Raw genomic sequence first — 20,554 nt, forward strand, 5'->3', positions numbered from 1 at the left:
TAGAGCGACACTCAGAGCAAATAGTTGGCTCGCTAAGCACTGGTTAGCTAAGCACTCGTTAGCCAAAGACTAGTTCAATACTGAGACCGGATAAATGGCTGCTGTGCTTAAACTTAAGCTCAATGCCATATTGCTCGGCAATCTCTTTCACTATCGATAGCCCTAGGCCATGACCCATAACGGATTCATCGAGGCGTGTACCTCTTTGGGTGAGTTTATCGAGTTCATCGTCAGCAACACCTGGGCCATCATCATCAATGCTAAGGCAGAGTTTGTTTTGCGCCTTCCACAGTTTGACCGCGACTTGGCTGCCCGCCCATTTAAAGGCGTTATCGAGCAGATTCCCTAAGAGCTCCATGCCATCTTCCCTATGGATGGGCAGGCGCTGGATACTGGGGTCGAGCTCAAAGTCGCAATTGATGCTTTTGCTTCTATGCACTTTGTTGAGGGTATTGGCGAGGCTGTGAAGATCCCTCGGTACTACTAACTGGGCGGCAGGTAACATATCACCGGTGATCCGCGCCGCAGCAAGTTTACGCTCGACCATTTTATGGATAGCGTCGAGTTGCTGTTGCAGCGCCATGGCGGTGTCGGGATCTTTAAGCCCCAAGGCTTCAACCTGTTGCTGCATCACCGCCAGTGGGGTTTTTAACCCATGGCTTAAGTTGCCTAAGTTATTGCGGCTACGCTCAATTTGCTTGGCGGTGTATTCCAATAACTCGTTGTAGGTCTTGGCTAGCGGTTGCACTTCGGGCGGAATGTTATTCAGCTCTAAGGCGTTAATCTCGCCTTCCTGCAGGCGTGAGAGCGCGTGTTGGATCTGTTTTACCGGTTTAAAGGATTGACGCAGGATCAAGAAGATCCCCGCGATCATGGCCACTAACATGGCGAGGTTAATCCCAAGCTTAGTGCCATAGACCTCGCTAAACACGCGCCGGCCGATACTCAAATCCTGCGCTACCGTTAGGGTGGCGGTGACATTGGCGCTGCTGGAGTTCAGCCCTAGGGATAATAGCTGCATATCATTGTTTTTCGGCCCTTTTGCCTGCCAGACGCGGGTCTGGTTTGGCGCCAAAGGTTCGATATCGAGCTGCATGTCCCACAGGGAGCGGGAACGGATCACTTCATTGGGCAGGTTGAGCTGGAAATAACGCCCCGAATAGGCGGGGCGGTAGAAGCTCGACAGTTGGCTCTGATCGATATTGATCTCCCCATTATTGATATGGGTCGCCAACATGATGTGCTCAAGATCTTCTTCTAAGCGGTTGATAATGGAGTCGTGAAACGCTTGGCGCAGCATGGACTCAAACAATATGAGTCCAATCACTGTGCCTAACACTAATAAGCTCGTTAACCATAAACTGAGCTTAGTGCGAATGGAGATCATGCAGTCAGGCCGTGGAAGATGTAACCTTGGCCGCGGCGGGTTTCAATCGCGGTTTTGCCGAGTTTTTTACGCAGGTGAGTCACGTAAACTTCAACCACGTTACTCTCTTTCTCATCGTCAAACTGATAGAGCTTGTCCGTCAGCTGTGCCTTAGATAACAGCTTCTTAGGCGACATGAGGAAGATTTTTAACAGCCTGAACTCCATGGCGGTCAACTCATATAAATGTTCGCCAACGCTCACCGTCTGCTCGGCTTCATCTAAGGTGACGCCACCATAGCTCAACTGTTTACTGGGATTATTTAATCGGCCGTGCGCGCGGTGGATAAGCGCTTGGATACGCGCCAGTAATTCCTGTGCATGGAAGGGTTTACCTAAATAATCATCGGCGCCGGCATTAAAGCCTTCGACCTTTTCATGCCATTGGCTACGGGCTGTCAGCATGATAACTGGCGTGCTAATGCCTTGATTACGCCAGCCTTCGAGTAATTCCAGTCCATTGCCGTCGGGGAGGCCAATATCTAAGATCACGCAGTCGTATTGGGTTTCTTTAACGAGGTAATCGGCTTCAACTGCTTTGTCAGTAATATCGGTAACGTAGCCAGCCTGTTTGAGTTGCTTCTCCAGTTCGGAGACCAACATCGGATTATCTTCAACGAGTAGCAGTTTCATGTTTTCGACATTCGCTCGGTAGTGCGGTGGAGTGTTCGAGCTGACCATTGGTGGCATCAATACTCAGATTCACTATTTGGCCGCGTTGCACTTTGATTTGTAAATCATAGCGCCATTTATGATCTTCTTGATAGAGATGGGCGTCAATTAGTTCGCCTTGGCAAAATTGATTGACCACGGCAAGGGTGCCATTGAGTGATAAAATTTGCCCGGAATTGACCAAAGCCTTGGCTTGATAATGTTCTAATTCAATCGGTTCGGCGTGAATTATTGTTGGATGCACCAGCGTAAACAGACTGAAAAAACAGATAAAAAACAGCCGTTTCATTTATGCTCCCCAATAAAAAATGGCCTAGATTTTATGCTAGGCCACTTTAATGAAACAGGCTTAAATCAAGCTGAAGTCTATCTTAACGGGTACCATATACCACAATGGTTTTACCGTGTGCTTGGATCAAATTCTGCTCTTCAAGCATCTTTAAGATACGACCCACAGTTTCGCGGGAGCAACCGACGATCTGACCAATTTCTTGGCGAGTGATCTTAATTTGCATGCCGTCTGGGTGAGTCATCGCATCGGGTTGTTTAGCTAAATGCAACAATGTCTGGGCAATACGGCCAGCCACATCGAGGAACGCTAAATTACCCACTTTCTGGCTAGTGCTTTGTAGGCGGTATGCCATTTGAGCCGATAGCTTCATCAGAATTTCGGGGTTAACTTGAATTAATTGCTTGAACTTCTTGTAAGAGATTTCAGCAATTTCACATGCTTGTTTCGCACGAACCCAAGCAGTACGTTCAGCTTGTTCTTCGAACAATCCTAACTCACCGATAAAGTCGCCTTGATTAAGATAAGAAAGGATCATCTCCTTACCTTCTTCATCTTTAATCAATACCGCTACAGAACCTTTTACGATGTAATAAAGGGTATCTGAGTCTTCACCAGCATGGATCAAGGTGCTTTTAGCGGGATACTTGTGAATGTGACAGTGTGATAAAAACCATTCCAAAGTTGGGTCTGGTTTTGGCTTACCAATCAGAGCCATGTCGATGTTCCTCGATTGATTAAAACGAAAGTAAGAATATTCTAAATAAGCATTTTACGTCAATTACACTCATAAAAACTTGATACACCTCTTAGTTTAGAATGAGTGAATAAATGCAATTAACCACCTAAAATTAGAGCTTATTTTGCTACTTTAGTGATATTAGTCAACTAAATCGGTGCCAAACTCACTGGATTCACTTAACTCTGTAGAGTTAATCACATCTTATAAAGGCTTTTAAGGTTTTTTGCGAAGAAAATAACCTCAATTGCGACTAATGAATCAAAGGAATGGGATAATTGCTGCCCCTTAAGGGTTATTTCTATTTAATATAGGTTCGATTACGCCTATTTAGGCTCGACTTATGGGAATAATTCAGGCTAACTTGAGGGCGCGGTTGTTTTTCGTAAAGAGGTTACCAGGTGAAATACAGACGATGGGTTTTAGGCGCCGGATTCACTTTATCCCTAGGGATGAGTGCTGCCGCGCACGCATTTTCTATTCCACAGCCAGCCAATGAAGTCGCGGCGAGTAAATTTGTGCACATTCAAGTGCAGGCGGAGCAGGGCGATGCCGACGCACAATTTTTACTGGGGCTGATGTTTCTCTCTGGACGTTATGTACAGCAAGAAGTGCCGACCGGATTACATTGGATGACCCTTGCCGCCGAGCAGCAACACGAAAAGGCGCAGCAAACCTTAGCGGATCTCTCCTTTGAGGGGCAGCTAGTAAAGCGTGACTTAGCCGTGGCCGAACGTTGGTATAAGGATATGGGCGAGCGTGGTAATCGCTGGGCGCAGTTCCGTTTAGGCTTTATTTATGCCTCGGGTGGCGATGGCATTGCGCGTAACTGCGGTAAAGCCGTGGAGCAATTTACCCGCGTGGGGGATGATGTTGCCCTTGGCAATGTGGCGTGGATTTTAGCGACTTGCCCCGAAGCCGAATATCGCGATGGTAATAAAGCGCTCGAATTATCCTTGCAGCTGCTGAAAGTGAACGAGAACGACCCTACCAACCTCGATAACTTGGCGGCCGCCTATGCCGAAGTCGGTGATTTTGGCGCCGCGGTATCGACCCAGCAAAAAGCGATAGCTGCCTTAAAGATGACGGCCGAAGCCGCTAAGACTGACGAGTTTCAGCAGCGTCTGCACAGCTATGAGCAAAAGCGCGCTTACCGTGAGACCTTGCGTTTACTCGATTAACTTCGTCTGTGGTAGCTTGTCTTGTTATCAGCCCGAGCCATGCTCGGGCTGATTGTTTTTATGGATTATTTTTACAGATTACTTCTGGTGCATTACTTATTCGCGTTAGCGGATTGGGTTTATGCGAGCGGCCAAGAATGTAAGATTTGATATTCCACACCGCGTCCGCCACTGGCGGAAAGATACAAATGCAGCTGCTCGGGTGCGAGCGTGAGTTCAAGCATCGAAGCTTGGATGACGTTCTGCAGTACCAACTCCTTAAGCGTTAGCTCACTCGCCAAGATGCCTGACGGCTTTGCCTTTCTAAACAAGCTGATATGGGGCCGAAACGGATGCTCACTCAGGTGCAACTGTAACTGTTGGGCTAAATCCTGTGCCTGAGATGTTAAGAGGGCTAACTCAGGACTGATGCTATCGCCCTTTAAACAACAGACCTGCGCCTTAGGCCACACGGCGATGCTATCCAGCGTGACACTGAATCTTGGTTTAGCCAGCTTATCGACACCGTCGAGCAACTGCGCCACTTGAGTCGGATTCGTGAGTCCTAAAAAGGCGAGGGTTAAGTGTAAATTGCTTTGGATGACGGGTTTAGCATGTGGCGCTAAATGCGGTGCCAAGCTTTGCTGCAATTGCAGCAGTTGTTGCCGCTGTATGCTTGTGGGGGCAAACCCAAGGAAGAGTCGTTGTAACACCTGTTTATCTCCATCAGCTGCTCAAATGCCAAACATAAGCTATGCTTTTGTTTGGTAATACAGATATTTCTGCGCTAGTCCCATGATGGACTTCGACGACTTGAGTTTATCCGAGGTCAGCGTAGAAATAATACCTTAAATGGAATTGTAGGTAAGGAAATCCCTTTTCATGTCAGATGGTTTAGCAAATCCACTCCAACAGGCATTAGTGACGATTTTTAGCGAAACGCCGCTAGAAACCCTAGAGCAAAATGTTGACCAAGCCCTAGAGGCCATCACGCTGCAGTTGCATTGTGATGGGGTATTTGTGCTGACGGGCAGTTTAGCCCTAGACCATCTACGTACCCGTAATCTGTATTTAAAACCGCAATTTAGCCAGGGCCAACAGACACGGGTCTGGCCGCTCGCGCGTATGCCGTTTTTTCGCTCCTTAGTGAGAACCCCCACACTGCTGAATCTTCCCGATGTCGATACCTTGCCCGCGGAGGCTCAAGCGGAGCGGGCGTTACTTCGTGATTGGAACGTTAAAAGCCTATTGGTGTTACCGCCTGTAGTGTTTGGCGAAACCCGTATCGCCCTCGGCGCGGTCAATTGCTCGGAATGCTGTGAATGGAGTGCGGAGTTTATTCGGGAATTTCAACATGCGGCTGTGATGATTGGCTCGGCGATGGAACTGACCCGTATCGCCCACGATATGTTGGCCAGTGAGCACAAATATCGCGAAGTTTTTAATCAATTGCCTTTAGCCTGCGCCCTGCTCGATAAACAGAACCAACTGACCATGCTGAACAAAGTCGCGTTGCAAACCTTGCCGGTGCAGCATGGATACGATTTATTCAGCATGGTGCGCGAAGAGGAGCATGCCATGCTCACCGACACGCTGCACATGGTGCGCGAAGGCGTATTGGGGCAAGCCTGGTGTGAGTTACCCTTAAAATCTAACCTGCAGTTGGATTGGCTGAGGCTGAGCTTTAGCCAAATTCACGGCAATAAAGATACCCTAGTGATGATTGCCGAGGATGTCAGTGAAAAATATCGCCTCGCCGATGAGCTGTCCTTCCATGCCAATTATGATGCTTTGACTGGGTTACCGAATCGGCTGCATTTTGAGGCCTTGCTCGAAAATCTGCTGCAAACCAAAGATGAGATGCCCACCTGCGTTGCCTTTATCGATGTCGATCAGTTTCAGGTGATCAACAATGTGAGCGGCCATCAAGCCGGTGATAAATTACTGTGCCAGCTTGCATTACGTCTCAAGCAATTGGTTCGTAAGGGGGATATTGTCGCGCGTTTGGGCGGCGATGAGTTTGGGATTTTAATGCATTATTGCAATGTGGATTCGGCGCAGCATATCGCTAATCGGATCTGCACTCAGTTAGCGACCCACGAGTTTATTTGGGAAAACCGTTGCCACAATGTCAGTGTCAGCATGGGGATTGCTAAGCTCGAAAAGTCTGCGACGGATATTTACACTGTGATGAGTCAGGCCGATGCGGCCTGTCGTCTCGCGAAGGATAAGGGCCGCAATGGCTGGCACTTGTACAGTGCCAAAGATCCTAAAATGACCCGCCTGTATACCGAGATGATGGCCTCAGTCGATATCGTCAGCGCCCTCGCGCTAAATCAATTTGAGCTGTATTTCCAAAGCATTGCCCCGTTAAGTCGCGAAGAATCCGGCCTGCATTTAGAGGTGCTACTGCGGATGGTGCAGGCCAATGGCACTATTGTTTCGCCGGCGATCTTTCTCCCCGCGGCGGAGCGTTACAACTTGGCGGCCAAGGTCGACTTGTGGGTGATCGATAATCTGCTGAAGTGGGGCAGTAGCCATTTGGATATTTGGCAACAGCTGGAGTTGGTCTCGGTCAACCTGTCGGCGACCTCGTTAGGTGACAGCGAGTTTATGAATTGGCTCGAAATGCGCCTGATGACCGAACCTGAGCTGGTGGATAAGCTCTGCATTGAGATCACCGAAACCGCCGCGGTGAGCCAATTAGATCAGGCCACTAAATTGATTGAAGTGCTGAGGCCATTAAACTGTCAACTCGCGTTGGATGATTTTGGCGCGGGGTTCTCAAGCTTTGCCTACCTTAAACGCTTGAACGTGGATTATGTCAAAATCGACGGCCAGTTTGTGATTAATCTCTGCGAGGATGAGGCCGACCAAGCCATCATTAAAGCCATTTGCCAGTTAGGGCAAGATATGGGCTTCGATGTAGTGGCGGAGTTTGTTGAATCCACCGAAATTGCCACTAAGTTAAAAAGCCTAGGCGTGGATTATGCCCAAGGTTATGCCATCAACAAGCCTATGCCGTTACTGACTTTAACCTCTGGCTTGGCCGAACCTTGGCTACGCTAACTTTAGGTTATCTTGCGCTGAGTTTTCGCAAATCTGCAATTCTTAACGGCTAAGCGACTCATTTACCACTATTTATTTAATTGTGATCCCTCGCCATTTGGGCTGCGACAGATTGTCGCGCCCAGCCGAGTTTTGATTGCGCTTCCTTAGCCAGTAACAACAATACCCCCACAAAAATCATTAAAAACAATATGTAGGGGAATATCGTGCTGTATCAACCTATCAAATTAGCCGTTATTTTAGCGGGAGTGCTGGGCACCGCTGTACCTCAATTAGGCTGGTCTTCTGAGGCGAGCGATTGTGGTGAAGATAAAAAATGTCAGGATTATCTAAGAGTATCTGGCGATGTAATGCGCCAGCCTGTCCATCTAGTGAGCGATCCTAAACAGAACCGTTTGCCATTGCCTGCCTACGATGGCTCGGGATTTTTACGCTCTATCCCTGGATTTAATATCACCCGCAAAGGCGGTTCAGGTGGCGACCCTATGTTTAGGGGGCTGGGCGGCTCGCGCTTAAACATAGTCGATGATGCTCAGCATGTGTATGGCGCCTGTGGTGGACGTATGGACCCACCGACAAACTATATTTATCCCGAAAGCTACGATCAGATAACGGTAATCAAAGGGCCACAGACGGTGAAGTACGGCCCTGTCGGCACTGCGGGCACAATTCTATTTGAGAAAAACCGCCATCGCTTTAACCAAGCGGATCTTGAAGGACGGGCCAGCGCTACGGGCGGCAGTTTCGATAGGCGAGATGCCATGGTGGAGCTGAGCGCTGGGGATAAGAATTACTACCTTGATTTCGATATGAATCAATCCAGTAGTGATCATTATGAAGATGGAAATGGCAACAAAGTACAATCGAGTTACGATCGGCAAAACGCCAATCTTGCCTTGGGGTGGACACCGACAGAGCGCACTGTACTTGAACTGGCCTACGGTGAGTCGAGCGGCGAAGCCGAGTATGCCGACAGGTTAAACAAGGCGCGTCAAATCGATAACCGTGATGCGGCGCTACTGCTACAACACGAGTTTGAATCGAGTTGGTTAACGGCGGTCGAATTGCAAGCCTTTAGCAATAAAAACGACCACATTATGGATAGGTTCGATGAAGGGGTTAATTCAGGTGCCAATGTGCGGCGGATGACGGAGGGCGGCCATTTGTGGTTCGAGTTAGCGCCACTCGATGCTCTGGATGTGACTCTTGGGCTGGATTATATGTCGAGCAAACACGATGGTCGCAGCATGGCGCCCGGCGATGTCGGCTTAGACGACTTACTCAATAAACCCTTTAAAGAGGATATGCGCTATCAAAACTATGGGCTGTTTGCTGAGTCCCGCTATCGTTTTGAAGCGAGTGACCTAGGCAGCAGTAGCTTGCACGCTGGATTGAGGCTAGACGACTGGAATAGCGAGCTCTTGATTGCTCAGCAGGGCGAGCGGGACGATACCCTCTACAGCGGATACCTGCGTTATGAGTTTCAAACCGCGCAGCACCAATATTATGCAGGCTTTGGCTCGGCGCAGCGGATGCCGGATTATTGGGAGATTATGAAGGCTAGCGCCGATAACCCCGCACAAAAAGCCTTTGACCTGAAAGCGGAAACCACCAATCAGTTCGATATAGGTTGGATTTATCAGGGGCCTGTCGAGGCTTCGGTGTCACTCTTCTATGGTGAGATTGCGGACTATATTCTGATTGATTCCAGCGGCCAAGCCACCCTTGCCCGTAATATTGATGCGAGTCTCTACGGTGGTGAGGCCAGTCTAGATTATGCGCTGAATGAGCAGTGGTCGAGCCAACTCACGGTGAGTTATACCCATGGCGAAAACGATACCGACAAGGTGGCGCTTGGGCAAATATCGCCGTTAGAGGCCAGATTAACCGTTAACTACCAATGGCAACGTTGGACCATGGCGGCGCAGTGGCGAGTGGTGGCCGCGCAAGACCGCTACACCTTAGGCCATGGCAATATCGTGGGGCAAGACTTAGGCACGAGCAGCGGTTTTGGTACCTTGGCGCTCAATGCTTCTTGGTCGTATAACAAGGATTTATCCTTAATTTTGGGTGTCGAAAACCTGTTTGATACCGCCTATGCCGAGCATGTGAGTAAGGCGGGCACGGGGAACGATCTGCCGGGCAGTGAGGCCATGTTTAGGGTCAACGAGCCGGGCCGTAATCTATGGGCCAAGCTGACCTATCAGTTCTAACTCGGCTTATTTGTACTATTGGCGCCCCGAGAGTCTTGCTGTCGGGGCGATGCTATTTTTAGCAAGCCAATGCCAAACTGCGACGTATCAAAGCTAAGGCCGCAGGAGGGACACTGCCTAAGGCCTATGTTAAACTTCCCCATCATTTTTATCTGCTGATACTGTTGCATTGAACAATCTACCCATTCATTCCTTATTGCCATCCCTGCGCGATGCCTTTGCGAAACATGCGCAAGTGATCCTCGAAGCGCCAACGGGTGCGGGTAAATCGACCGCATTGCCCTTAGCCATGCTGGATTGGCCTGAGATTTCTGGGCGGATTTTAATGCTGGAACCTCGGCGTGTGGCCGCCCGTAGCGTGGCGCAATTTATTGCCAGTTGTCGGCAGCAGGCGGTAGGGCAAGAGGTAGGTTATCGCGTACGCGGCGAGTCAAAGGTCAGTGGTGAGACTCGACTTGAGATTGTCACCGAAGGGATTTTAACTCGCATGATCCAGCAAGATCCTGAATTAACAGGCATCGAGATGATCATTTTCGACGAGATCCACGAGCGACATTTGACCACAGATCTCGGTTTAGCCTTGGCGCTCGAAGTGCAAAGCTCACTACGGGATGACTTAAAAATCCTCGCCATGTCGGCAACCTTATCTGGCCTGACATTGGCCGAGTTGATGCCCGATGCCGCCCTGCTACAGAGTGAGGGGCGCAGTTTCCCGGTCGAAATATTTTATCGCCCCGTTGCTGGGCAGCAGCATTGGCTCGATCATCTGAGCCGCGTTGTGCTCGATGCCGCGACATCCGTAGGCGATAAGGGGCCACAGGATATTTTGGTGTTTTTGCCCGGTAAAGCCGAAATCCTCCGAGTGGCGCAGTATCTAGAAGAGCGCCTCGATAGCAGTCACGTGGCGGTGTGCCCACTCTATGGCGAGCTATCAGCGCAGGAACAAGACAGGGCGATAAAGGCCGATAGCAGTAGGCGCAAAATTGTGCTCTCAACCAACGTGGCCGAGTCGAGCTTGACCATCGAGGGCATTGGCCTTGTTATCGACAGCGGTTATAAACGCCAAGCCAGCTTTAATCCTAAAACTGGGGTGACACGTTTAAGCCTTAAGCGCATCAGCCAAGCCTCGGCAACCCAGCGTGCTGGCCGTGCGGGGCGTTTAGCGGCTGGCGAGTGTATCCGTTTATGGGGCCAAGAGGAGCATCAACGTCTGCTCAAGGCCGATGAGCCCGAAATCAGCCAAGCCGACTTAGTCGCCATGGCCCACGACTGTGCCTACTGGGGCGCGAAATCCTTCAGCGACTTACTGTTATTGACTGCGCCGCCCACGGTGAACGAGGCATTAGCTTGGCAACTGCTTCAGCGTTTAGGCATGGTCGATGAACAAAACAAGCTGACTGCGCATGGCAAAGCGGCCTATGAGCAGGGGTGTCATCCGCGCCTCGCCCATATGTTATTGGTGGCCAAATCTCGCGATGAACATCAACTGGCGGCCTTAGCCTGTTTACTGGCGGGGATTTTAGAAGCGCGGGGATTGCCACGCAAAGGCGCAGATATCATGAATTATTTGCACTTTGCCACCCAAGGCAGTGCGGGGCAGCAGGCCAAACAATGGCTTAAAAAGCTGGCGCTAGATAAGCAATGTACTCAGGCCGATTTAGTGGCCATCGCCTCCCATGCCCATCATCAGGATGTCGGTTTGCTGTTGGCGCTGGCTTATCCAGACCGGATTGCCAAATCCCGTGGCGTTGAGGGGTATCAATTGGCCAATGGTACGGGCGTGGTGCTCAACGCCGAAGATGCCTTAGCGCAAACGCCTTGGCTGGTGGTGGCTGATTTTCAAGAAACCGAAGGTAAGAATGCCGGGCGGATTTATCTCGCTAGTCCATTATCGCCAAGTCTGTTCGATGAGGAATTGGCCGAGCTGGTGGAGCGTTATGACCAATGCGGCTGGGATGAAGCCAAGGGCCGCGCTGTGGCCGAACGCCAAACCAAAGTCGGGCAGATTTTATTGAAATCAGAGGCTATCGCTAATCCGAATCGCGGCCAAATTGTGGCGGCATTACTGAGTTACATTCGTCAGCAGGGGTTACAAATCCTTAATTGGCACGATAACTTAGCGCAGTTTCAGGCTCGATTACAGTTAGCGCGCGATTTAGATCCGAATGCCGATTGGCCGGATATGAGCGATACCGCGCTGCTGGCAAACCTTGAAACATGGCTGGCGCCCTACCTTGAAAATGTGAATAATCTGCCGCAATTACAAAAACTCGATTGCTTTAGTTTGCTGGTAAACCAATTAACTTGGTCGCAGCAGCAGGCGCTCGATGCGCTGCTGCCCACCTCATGGCCGTTAGCCACGGGCACCTTCGCGCCGATATTGTACGATGCCTCGGGGCGAGCCTTGCTGCGGGTACGTTTGCAGGAAACCTTTGGCATGGCTGACAGCCCGCTACTGGCTCAAGGTAAGCTGAAGGTGACGATGGAATTGCTGTCACCGGCGCAGCGCCCCTTGGCTCTAACAGCGGATCTCGCGAGTTTTTGGCAAGGGCCCTATGTGGAAGTGAAAAAAGAAATGCGTGGGCGTTATCCTAAACACCTGTGGCCGGACGACCCTGCCAATACGCAGCCCACAAAATTTACCAAGAAGAAAACCTTAGGTTTATCTCAGTCATAGCCTTTAGACTGCTTTGATTTACAACCTTGTGTTGTGCCTGTGACTGATGCCGTTAACGCATAAATGATGAAGTAGATATGACAACTAAGACGACAAAAAAAGCGAAAGCGAAGCGCAGCCGTGGCCTGTTAGGGCAAATGTGGTCGCTCACTTGGAAACTAGCCTTAATCGGCCTAGCCGTTGTGACCTTCTACAGTATTTACCTCGATCAAATTATTGCCCGCAAGTTTGAGGGGCAAAAATGGCACTTACCCGCGCAGGTATTTAGCCGCTCGATGGCCTTATATCCCGGCGCTGCCGTAAGTCATCCACAGTTAATGGCCGAACTCAAACTCTTAGGTTATCGCAAAGTTGCCAATCCCCGTGAGGTCGGTGAGTTCTCGGCATCCAGCACCAAAATCGAATTATGGCGTCGTCCCTTCTTACATCCTGAGGGCGATCAGGCCGAGCAGCGGGTGATGATTAGCTTCGACAGCGATGGGATCAGCTCGATTGCGCGTATGTCAGATAAGCGCCAGTTGGCGATATTCCATTTAGAACCTGTCTTGCTCGACCGCATTATTGCGGGTGACGGCGAAGACAGATTGTTTGTCCCCACAGAAGAAATGCCCAAGGCGATTGTAAAAGCCTTGCTGCTGGTGGAAGACCGCAGTTTTTACGAGCATCACGGGGTCAACCCCTTCGCGATTCTGCGCGCCGCTTTTGTGAATATCAGTGCGGGGCGAACTGTGCAGGGCGGCTCGACACTCACCCAGCAGTTGGCGAAAAACTTCTTCCTCTCGAGCGAACGCTCTTTGCTGCGTAAAATTCGCGAAGCCTTAATGGCGGTGATTATCGATTTTCGTTATAGCAAGGAAGAAATCCTCGAGGCCTACCTCAACGAAGTGTATATGGGGCAAGATAAATCCCGCGCCGTGCATGGGATGGGGCTGGCTTCACAGTTCTATTTTGGTCGACCCATCGGCGAGCTAACCACGGCGCAGCAAGCGTTTTTAGTGGCGGCGATTAAGGGACCTTCCTATTACAACCCATGGCGTTATCCTGAGCGCAGCCAAGAGCGTCGCGATTTAGTGCTGCGTCTCTTGATGGAAGCGGGTGAACTGAGCACCGCGCAATACAAGGTGGCGGTAGAGTCGCCCTTAGGCTTACGTAACGCCAATAAACCAGTGCATCAAAAGCTACCTGCATTTTATGCCTTGGTTAAACAAGAGCTTAACGAGCGCTATGGTGATGCGTTATTAAAACAATCTGGAGTGAAGATTTACACCACACTCGATCCAATGGCGCAGGAAGCCGCCGAAATCGCCGTGACTCAAACCTTTAAGAGCTTAGATAAAGGCAATAAGTCGTTGCAGATTGGTATGGTGGTTACAGACAAATACACTGGCGGTATCGCAGCTATGGTCGGTGATAAGACGCCAGGCTTTGATGGTTATAACCGCGCGGTTGAGATCCGCAGACCCATAGGCTCGCTCGTCAAGCCATTTGTGTATGCGACCGCATTGGCACCGAATAGCCAGTTTACCTTGGCTTCGCCACTTAAAGATCAGCCGATTACCCTAAAGAATGAGCAGGGCAAAACTTGGTCACCGCAGAACTTTGATAAGAAGTTTAGCGGACAAGTCTCGTTATTAACGGCGCTGAAAAAGTCGATGAACGTACCTACGGTGAACCTCGGGATTGCCGTGGGGGTGGATGCGGTGGCAACCACACTAGCGAAATCTGGCTGGCAAGAGCCGCTTAACGAATACCCCTCTATGTTATTGGGCGCCGTGAATGGTTCGCCCTTGATGGTGGCGCAGGTTTATCAGACACTGGCCGATAGTGGCGCCTATCGTAAACTCACTACGGTCACGGCGGTGCTCGATAGTCACAATCAGCCATTACCTGTTACACGCTCACCGAAGGAGCAAGCCATTACGCCGGATACTGATTTCTTGGTGCAATATGCTATGCAGCAAGTGGTGCGCTCGGGTACGGCAACACGTTTAGGCAATGCCTTCCCAGGCGTAGCACTGGCGGGTAAAACCGGTACCAGTAACGATAGCCGCGACTCTTGGTTCGCGGGTTTTGATGAGCGTAACGTCGCGGCGATTTGGGTCGGACGCGACGATAACGGCAAGACCAGCCTCTACGGTAGCAGTGGCGCGATGGCGGTGTATCAAGCCTTCTTGAAGGAGCGTCCACCGATTGGGCTACGCTCGATTCCGCCAACGGGCGTGATCCAAGGTTACTTTGACCGTGATACCGGTGAAGCTAAGGAGGCGGGATGCCGCAATACCGAGGCATTGCCAGCCCTTAGAGGTACCTATAATCCTGCGAAAAACTGCGGTGAGCCGTTGCAGTGGTGGCAGAAGATTTTAGGTCAGTAATACTTATTCTTGATAGGTAAAGCGATAACAGCGGTGCAGCAAAATGGCACCGCTGTCTTTTAAAAAGAGAGTACCAGATGTATAAAACCGCAGCCGCAGTGCATATCCTTGTTAAACACAAAGAGCAGGCGGAAGATATTATTAAGCAATTGAATAAAGGCGCGAATTTTGGCGCGTTAGCCAAGCGCTATTCCTCATGTCCGTCGGCGAAAAAGGGCGGCGATCTCGGTGAATTCAAGCGTGGGCAGATGGTGCCTCAGTTCGATAAAGTCGCTTTTTCCGGTGAACTGCTGGTGCTACATCTCGTCAAAACCAAGTTTGGTTGGCATGTAGTGAAGGTGCTGTATCGCACTTAATCAGGTTGCGTTGATTGAGTAAATAAGCTGACTTATCGACGCATTAAACTGCATCTAAACATCAATCTAAAGGCTTATTTTCAAAAAATAGTTAACTGTGCGCGTTTCCTGTGTTCTCACGAGATAAACGCGCATACGCACTAATAAGACGTTAGCTTCTGGTATGTATAAATGGATTTAAAACAAACAAATTTGCAGAGCATTCTCGACAGGCTCTATAAGACTGCGTTGACACTACTCCTCCCACAATTAGGATTACTCACCATAGTTGGTTCAAAAAGTGATCAATATACTTTTTTACTGATGTTTATTGTTTTTCTAGCGGTGAATATTCTCATTCCCGTATGGTTACTTATCTTCAACACTGGGAATTCAAAAATTGATTCATTTTCAATCATAATAGACGACCAGAAAATTCTTGTTTCGACCTATGAAGAAGTCCAGAAGATAGATAAAGCTTCATATTGTGGCTATAAAGTTACCTCGCAGTATCCAAAGCAAATACAGCTATTAGAGGCTAACGGCGAACATATAGAGTTTAGTTACTACGCGTTAAATAAAGAGCAAAGGAATCGCTTGTTTGATTATTTTGGACCAGCGAAAAGCTAATAATCTGATCTAGTCGCTCCCTTCGAATGCAGGGAAAAAATATGGGGCCGCTTGGCGAATACGGCCCATATTCTTCCCCCCCTAAGTATGGGGGTTATCCATAAAAGTCTAAAGCTAAAGCCAACGACTTAGAGTAAAAAACTAACGTGCTTTTGTCCCGAAGTGAGATTTCTTTTGAAGGCGTTAGCTCAATTGAATGTCTTAGACGCAGTCCAAGCGATTAGTGATGGTTCTAGTTTAAGCCATTTAACTCGAACAAGTTGTAGATAAATCGATAGTGCATTATGTTGTTGATTTAAAATGGATGACAGATTTACTCGATCTGCAAGAGTGGTAGGGATGTATGAGTATTAATATTGCGTGGGATGGTGATTATCGTTTTAAAGTGTTAACTGAAGGCGGCTTTACGCTGAATGTCGACGCTACGAGTCAGCAAGCTCCCTGTCCAACGGAAGTGTTATTGTCGGCTTTGGGTTCATGCAGTGCAACAGATGTTGTTTCATTGCTGCAAGAGCAAGGCTTTGAGGTTGAGAGTCTACAAAACAATATTACGTTTACCCTAACCGAATCAGAGCCTCGTTTGTATAAATCGGCAAACTTACACTTTGTGGTATCTGGCAGTGGGTTTCGGGAGACTGACATTTTGCTTGCGGCCCGAGAGGCCGTGGAAAAACACTGCCATGTTTGCCTTATGTTGAGTCCAACAATCAATATTACTTGTTCGGCTGAAGTGGGTGAGAATGGCACTTAGAAATAGATGGAATTGCAAACATCTAGCCTAAACGGTGCGGTAGTGAAGCTCGACTATGCTTGGGTTCAGGAGTGTAATATGCCGCGCCGCCGAATTCAGATAAGTCTTGAACTCTCTCTTTAAAATCGGTCGTTGTTAGCATTGCTTTAACTATGTTGTACGGCGCGCATTGCTATATAACAACCATACCAATTAGGGACATCACAGGGAGGCGAGATGAGCTTTAACTTTGATACCTACCGTTTTAATACCGAAGATGCGATTCAAGTCTGCGTCGGCGCCTTTGCGCTCGCCGTGCCTATTGGTTTTTCGGAGGAGGCATGGCAACTCGGGGAGACCTTGCCGCTACTGAATCTGCTGATGTTATTGAGTCTGTCGCTGCTGTTCCTTGGGGTATTTACTTACCAGAGTGTGTTCCAACAAAACATTCGTCACCGTCTGCCGGTATTTATTTTTCGGATTGTTATGGCCTATCTGATTAGCGCCTGTGTGGTGAGTTTGGTGCTCCTTTGCCTCGATAAGCTGCCCTTTATTGATGACCCTCTGACCTCCATTAAACGGATTATCGTGATTACTATGCCGGCTTCTATGGGGGCGATTGTGGTGGATAGTTTCGATAAGGAATAGCGTGGACTTGATAAAGAGCCGCTCAACTGCTTGGTGACAACTCATGACTTTTGTCACTGGTGCATTTAGGTTATGTTGCACATACTGGATTAAGAGATAAATTCGAAAAGGACCCGTTATGAACGCAGCAACGCTTGCATTACTAATCCCTATTTTTGCCATTGTCGGCGGATATACAGTCGCGATTATGAAGATCCGCGAGCGCGGCAATTCGGTCAGTAATAAGCTTCAGGCCGAAAACCAACTGTTACGCATTGAGCTTGATAAACTGCGCGAACGGGTTGAGGTGTTAGAACAGCTGGTGACCGACGAGAGTTTTCAGTTAAAGCGCGAATTTAAGCGAGTTTAGTCGCAGTGATTGCAGACAGATGATTTACAAGGGCAAACTGGGTTTGCCCTTGTTAGTTTTACGAGGGATTAAAATTTATAGCTGTAACCGAGTGTGACCGTTTGAGGCTTTCCGGCAAAAATAGAGCCGTGTACTCGCGTCGTCATATAGGTTTCATCTAAGAGGTTGTCTACGGTTAAGTACACTTCCTGACTGTGGGTGACAAAGTAACGCGCCGACAAGTCCACTAAGGTTTTGGCCTCAATCACTTCATCTGCGGGAATAGCGCCTGCACCTGCTTTGGTTCGCATCTCATCGGTATAACGTGCCGCCACTGTGACTTGCCAGCTCTGCGATTGCACACCTGCTGAAATATACAATTGGTTTTCAGGTAGATAGCTTAACTTGTAACCCGCTTCAACTTTATCCCAAGTTTCAAACTCAGATTCGAAACTATTGCCAAACTCGGCATCCGTGTAGGTGTAGGCGAGTTTGACTGGAAAACTCATCGCTCCGGTGCGGTTAAACTCGTGGGCGAGGCTGAGTTCGAGGCCTTTGACTTCCACTTCGCCTGCGTTGTACTGGTTGTCGAGTTTAGCGTCATCACAACCCTGCGCCGCCGTGCAGTTGCCGTGCATATTACTGTAATCGCTGTAGAAACCGATTAACTCTGCACTAAATGCATCTTGATGGTAGCGAACGCCAGCCTCATAGTTCCAGCTTTGTTCTTCTTGCCCCTTAGCGTTGCCGGGCGCGGCGGGCGAGAAACCTTTCTGTACCCCAGCCAGAAGTAATACTTGCTCATTAATCTGGTAAGTTGCTGATAACGAAGGCAGCAGTGCATTGAACTGGCTTTCAACCTGTTTATCGGGATTCCCCTCGCGGCCGGGGTTCTTCTTGCCCCAATCGCGGCGTTGGGTTTCGACATCTTCCCAGCGAAGGCCGGCGGTAATGGTGAGAGCATCTAGGCTGATTTTATCCTGCACATAGGCCGCAAATGCCGTGGCGCTATCGACACGGTTAGAGTCGGTGCCCGGGACACCACTCTTAGTGCGTAACATGACACTGTTGGCGTCCATTGCATAACTGTCGGCCCATTGGTATCTGTCCATCTCATCTTCATGGTAGCGAAGACCAAAGGCGAGGTCGTGATCCCCGAGTAACCAATTGAGTTCCGTTTGTATCCCTTGGGCGAGGTAACTGCGATTATTGGCTTTGACATTGACCTCAAGCTCAGAGAGCAGACCCGCGTCAAAGTCGGCAGCATTTTGGATCCCTTTGCCACTTAATGATTCGCCACCAACCTTGTCGGCCTTATACCAATTACGATGAAAATCATTGTAATAGCCAATGCTGCTAAGGCTTAGTGTGTCGCTAAAATCGATAATATGGTTGAGCTGCACTTGCTTATGCTCTGTGGTCATCTGATCTTTTTGTGAGGCAGAATAGCGACTATAGGGCGAGGCCTGATAATCCGCATCGGTCAGACCCATATAGGTTTCGTTAGAGGTCTCATCGGCAAATTTCAATTTGAGTTCAAGGGATTGCTGGTATGTGGCCGTGCTGTCGGTGTTAACTCTGACCTTGGCTAAGGCATCATTTTTAGTAAAGCCAGTGTCGCCGCCGACCGTGTTTATCTCCCTAAATCCGTCGGCTTGATAGCGATAAATCTCGGCCACTGCGCCAATACGTTTGCCTTGTCCGCCGGCATAGGTGTGTAATTTACCGAAGCCATCTTGGCCTAAGGCCAGATCAATTTTGCCGGCTAATGTCTCTTGAGGAATTTGCCGAGACAGCATGTTAATCACTCCACCTGTGGTGCGGGGGCCATATTTTACCGTTGAGCTTCCCTTAAGGATTTCAACCGATTGCATTCTACCTGAGGTGGGGAAGTAGTAAGCCGCTGGGGAGGCATAGGGGGCGGGAGCGGCGAGAACACCATCTTCCATCACGGTAATCTTTTCAGAACGATTTTGTCCCGTGCCACGCATACCAATGTTTGGGCGCAGACCATAACCATCTTCTTCTTGAATATAGACGCCGGGCACAGAGGTCAAGGTGCGCATAATATCGGAATATTTAAAGGTTTCTAATTCAGCTTCGGTAATTTGATGGGCGCTACCTGGCGTGGTATCGAGAGGATTTTTACTGCCGAAAATACTGATCTGTTCTATTTTTGCGGGGGCTTGAGTGGGTGAATTGGCTTGGGCATTGAAGGCGGTGGTTAATGCGCAGGCCAATATACTGAGGCGTGTAGGGCTAAGCTGGGTCATTAGGTTCTCCGAATCGACAAGGTGCTTGTCTTTTTTCTTGCAAACAAGAATTATTCTCGTTATTGGCCGCAAAGCTTAGTTTTGTTAACTTAAAACCAACTTAAAATTCTTTATCTTTACAAATGTAAGTTAAATGTTACTTTGTTCGTTACTTAAGGGGGATAAGTCATCGGGTGAGTAAAATACCGAAACTAGGATAGACTCGTTGCACTTTTTATTTTTCGCCCAATATTGAGCCACTAAAGATCGAGTTTATATGTTCCTATCGCCGTATTTTTCTAAGCAAAATCAATCAATTTCTGTTTCTGCACAACAAGCCAGTGACTTCGCCAAGAAAATTGCCCAAGACTTCAACCCTATCCACGATGTGGGTGCTAAGCGTTTCTGTGTGCCAGGGGACTTGCTATTTGCCTTAGTCTTAACTCAATACGGCTTAAGCCAGAATATGAAGTTTACCTTTGCGGGTATGGTCGGCGATGGCGTCGAGCTGCAATTCCCCGAACAGGTGAGCGACAGTTTTGCAATCTGCGATAACCGCGAGAAAACCTATTTGCAGGTGAGTCGTCAGGGCGAGGTGAGTCGCTGCGACGCGCAAACCGAATCTTTTATTCGCAATTATGTGGCGTTCTCGGGTCACAATTTTATCGACATTCTGATGCCTTTAATGAAACAGCATCAAGTGATGATTAATCCTGATCGTCCCTTAGTGATTTACGAGAGCATGTCATTCGATTTGACCAGCCTCGACTTTGTAGAAGTGAGTTTATCGCTTGTACAACAAGAGCTTAAGATTGACGGTAAGCGTGGCGATGTGACGCTGCACTTTGAGCTGCACAGCGGTGAAACCTTAGTCGGTACAGGAATTAAGACCTTAGTCATGAGTGGACTACGTGCCTATGATGAGGTGCAAGCCCAGCAAATGTGCGCGGCTTATGAAGGGCGTAAAACCGAGTTTTGATTGGCTGATGCCCGTTAGTAAGTGAGTGTCACCTCA

At 49.0% G+C, this 20,554-nt stretch carries 17 protein-coding genes; 11 read left to right on the forward strand and 6 right to left on the reverse strand.

The features are described from left to right. Positions 1-58: 58 nt before the first annotated feature. The 4 genes from SHEWMR4_RS03225 to crp form a co-directional block, all read right to left on the reverse strand. Positions 59-1,387, reverse strand: a complete 1,329-nt coding sequence (locus SHEWMR4_RS03225) for an ATP-binding protein (protein ID WP_011621415.1) — start codon at positions 1,385-1,387, stop codon at positions 59-61. Then, the gene (locus tag SHEWMR4_RS03230) at positions 1,384-2,058 is read right to left on the reverse strand and encodes a response regulator transcription factor (RefSeq protein WP_011621416.1); all 675 of its coding nucleotides are present in this window, start codon (positions 2,056-2,058) and stop codon (positions 1,384-1,386) included. Before SHEWMR4_RS03230 ends, SHEWMR4_RS03225 begins: the two co-directional genes overlap by 4 nt. Then, positions 2,039-2,386: a PepSY domain-containing protein gene (locus tag SHEWMR4_RS03235; RefSeq protein WP_011621417.1), complete on the reverse strand. Its 348-nt coding sequence runs from the start codon at positions 2,384-2,386 to the stop codon at positions 2,039-2,041. The genes SHEWMR4_RS03230 and SHEWMR4_RS03235 overlap by 20 nt, the downstream gene beginning before the upstream one ends. An 82-nt stretch (positions 2,387-2,468) precedes the next feature. Beyond that, positions 2,469-3,104 (reverse strand): cAMP-activated global transcriptional regulator CRP, encoded by a 636-nt coding sequence (gene crp / locus SHEWMR4_RS03240; RefSeq protein WP_011070954.1) that lies wholly within the window; start codon positions 3,102-3,104, stop codon positions 2,469-2,471. A 422-nt stretch (positions 3,105-3,526) separates the two neighbouring features. Here crp and SHEWMR4_RS03245 point away from each other — a divergent pair, with 422 nt between their 5' ends. Continuing rightward, positions 3,527-4,306 carry a tetratricopeptide repeat protein gene (locus SHEWMR4_RS03245; protein ID WP_011621418.1) on the forward strand — a complete coding sequence of 260 codons (780 nt, stop codon included), beginning with the start codon at positions 3,527-3,529 and terminating at the stop codon, positions 4,304-4,306. A gap of 119 nt (positions 4,307-4,425) precedes the next feature. On the opposite strand, the gene thpR is transcribed toward SHEWMR4_RS03245, so the two are convergent. Beyond that, a complete protein-coding gene (gene thpR, locus SHEWMR4_RS03250; protein ID WP_011621419.1) occupies positions 4,426-4,998 on the reverse strand; it encodes an RNA 2',3'-cyclic phosphodiesterase in 573 nt (190 codons plus the stop codon). A gap of 169 nt (positions 4,999-5,167) precedes the next feature. Between thpR and SHEWMR4_RS03255 the strand changes: the two genes are divergently transcribed. From SHEWMR4_RS03255 to SHEWMR4_RS03295, 9 genes are all read left to right on the forward strand, one after another. Then, the gene (locus tag SHEWMR4_RS03255; RefSeq protein ID WP_011621420.1) at positions 5,168-7,354 is read left to right on the forward strand and encodes a putative bifunctional diguanylate cyclase/phosphodiesterase; all 2,187 of its coding nucleotides are present in this window, start codon (positions 5,168-5,170) and stop codon (positions 7,352-7,354) included. A 206-nt stretch (positions 7,355-7,560) separates the two neighbouring features. After that, positions 7,561-9,567 carry a TonB-dependent copper receptor gene (locus SHEWMR4_RS03260; protein WP_011621421.1) on the forward strand — a complete coding sequence of 669 codons (2,007 nt, stop codon included), beginning with the start codon at positions 7,561-7,563 and terminating at the stop codon, positions 9,565-9,567. 169 nt (positions 9,568-9,736) lie between these two features. After that, positions 9,737-12,244: an ATP-dependent helicase HrpB gene (gene hrpB / locus SHEWMR4_RS03265; RefSeq protein ID WP_011621422.1), complete on the forward strand. Its 2,508-nt coding sequence runs from the start codon at positions 9,737-9,739 to the stop codon at positions 12,242-12,244. Positions 12,245-12,321: 77 nt separating this feature from the next. Then, positions 12,322-14,616 (forward strand): penicillin-binding protein 1B, encoded by a 2,295-nt coding sequence (gene mrcB / locus SHEWMR4_RS03270; protein ID WP_011621423.1) that lies wholly within the window; start codon positions 12,322-12,324, stop codon positions 14,614-14,616. A gap of 77 nt (positions 14,617-14,693) precedes the next feature. After that, on the forward strand, positions 14,694-14,972 hold the full coding sequence (locus SHEWMR4_RS03275) for a peptidylprolyl isomerase (RefSeq protein WP_011621424.1): 279 nt from the start codon (positions 14,694-14,696) through the stop codon (positions 14,970-14,972). 171 nt (positions 14,973-15,143) lie between these two features. Next, positions 15,144-15,581: a hypothetical protein gene (locus SHEWMR4_RS03280; protein ID WP_011621425.1), complete on the forward strand. Its 438-nt coding sequence runs from the start codon at positions 15,144-15,146 to the stop codon at positions 15,579-15,581. Positions 15,582-15,924: 343 nt separating this feature from the next. After that, complete coding sequence (locus SHEWMR4_RS03285) at positions 15,925-16,332, forward strand: OsmC family protein (RefSeq protein WP_011621426.1); 408 nt, start codon at positions 15,925-15,927, stop codon at positions 16,330-16,332. Positions 16,333-16,548: 216 nt separating this feature from the next. Further along, positions 16,549-16,959, forward strand: a complete 411-nt coding sequence (locus SHEWMR4_RS03290; protein ID WP_011621427.1) for a DUF2391 family protein — start codon at positions 16,549-16,551, stop codon at positions 16,957-16,959. A gap of 118 nt (positions 16,960-17,077) precedes the next feature. Then, complete coding sequence (locus tag SHEWMR4_RS03295) at positions 17,078-17,308, forward strand: hypothetical protein (protein ID WP_011621428.1); 231 nt, start codon at positions 17,078-17,080, stop codon at positions 17,306-17,308. 68 nt (positions 17,309-17,376) lie between these two features. Here the strand turns inward: SHEWMR4_RS03295 and SHEWMR4_RS03300 are convergent, their stop codons facing one another. Beyond that, positions 17,377-19,560, reverse strand: a complete 2,184-nt coding sequence (locus SHEWMR4_RS03300) for a TonB-dependent receptor family protein (RefSeq protein ID WP_011621429.1) — start codon at positions 19,558-19,560, stop codon at positions 17,377-17,379. 256 nt (positions 19,561-19,816) lie between these two features. On the opposite strand from SHEWMR4_RS03300, the gene SHEWMR4_RS03305 reads away from it, so the two are divergent. After that, positions 19,817-20,518: a DUF3581 domain-containing protein gene (locus tag SHEWMR4_RS03305; RefSeq protein WP_011621430.1), complete on the forward strand. Its 702-nt coding sequence runs from the start codon at positions 19,817-19,819 to the stop codon at positions 20,516-20,518. The last annotated feature ends 36 nt before the right edge of the window (positions 20,519-20,554 follow it).

Source organism: Shewanella sp. MR-4, assembly GCF_000014685.1.
GTDB lineage: Bacteria > Pseudomonadota > Gammaproteobacteria > Enterobacterales > Shewanellaceae > Shewanella.

Bases quoted from the DNA above. Each gene is read 5' to 3' on its own strand.
- SHEWMR4_RS03225 (WP_011621415.1), bottom strand. From the start codon at position 1,387: ATGATCTCCATTCGCACTAAGCTCAGTTTATGGTTAACGAGCTTATTA.
- SHEWMR4_RS03230 (WP_011621416.1), bottom strand. From the start codon at position 2,058: ATGAAACTGCTACTCGTTGAAGATAATCCGATGTTGGTCTCCGAACTG.
- SHEWMR4_RS03235 (WP_011621417.1), bottom strand. From the start codon at position 2,386: ATGAAACGGCTGTTTTTTATCTGTTTTTTCAGTCTGTTTACGCTGGTG.
- crp (WP_011070954.1), bottom strand. From the start codon at position 3,104: ATGGCTCTGATTGGTAAGCCAAAACCAGACCCAACTTTGGAATGGTTT.
- SHEWMR4_RS03255 (WP_011621420.1), top strand. From the start codon at position 5,168: ATGTCAGATGGTTTAGCAAATCCACTCCAACAGGCATTAGTGACGATT.
- mrcB (WP_011621423.1), top strand. From the start codon at position 12,322: ATGACAACTAAGACGACAAAAAAAGCGAAAGCGAAGCGCAGCCGTGGC.
- SHEWMR4_RS03275 (WP_011621424.1), top strand. From the start codon at position 14,694: ATGTATAAAACCGCAGCCGCAGTGCATATCCTTGTTAAACACAAAGAG.
- SHEWMR4_RS03280 (WP_011621425.1), top strand. From the start codon at position 15,144: ATGGATTTAAAACAAACAAATTTGCAGAGCATTCTCGACAGGCTCTAT.
- SHEWMR4_RS03285 (WP_011621426.1), top strand. From the start codon at position 15,925: ATGAGTATTAATATTGCGTGGGATGGTGATTATCGTTTTAAAGTGTTA.
- SHEWMR4_RS03290 (WP_011621427.1), top strand. From the start codon at position 16,549: ATGAGCTTTAACTTTGATACCTACCGTTTTAATACCGAAGATGCGATT.
- SHEWMR4_RS03295 (WP_011621428.1), top strand. From the start codon at position 17,078: ATGAACGCAGCAACGCTTGCATTACTAATCCCTATTTTTGCCATTGTC.
- SHEWMR4_RS03300 (WP_011621429.1), bottom strand. From the start codon at position 19,560: ATGACCCAGCTTAGCCCTACACGCCTCAGTATATTGGCCTGCGCATTA.
- SHEWMR4_RS03305 (WP_011621430.1), top strand. From the start codon at position 19,817: ATGTTCCTATCGCCGTATTTTTCTAAGCAAAATCAATCAATTTCTGTT.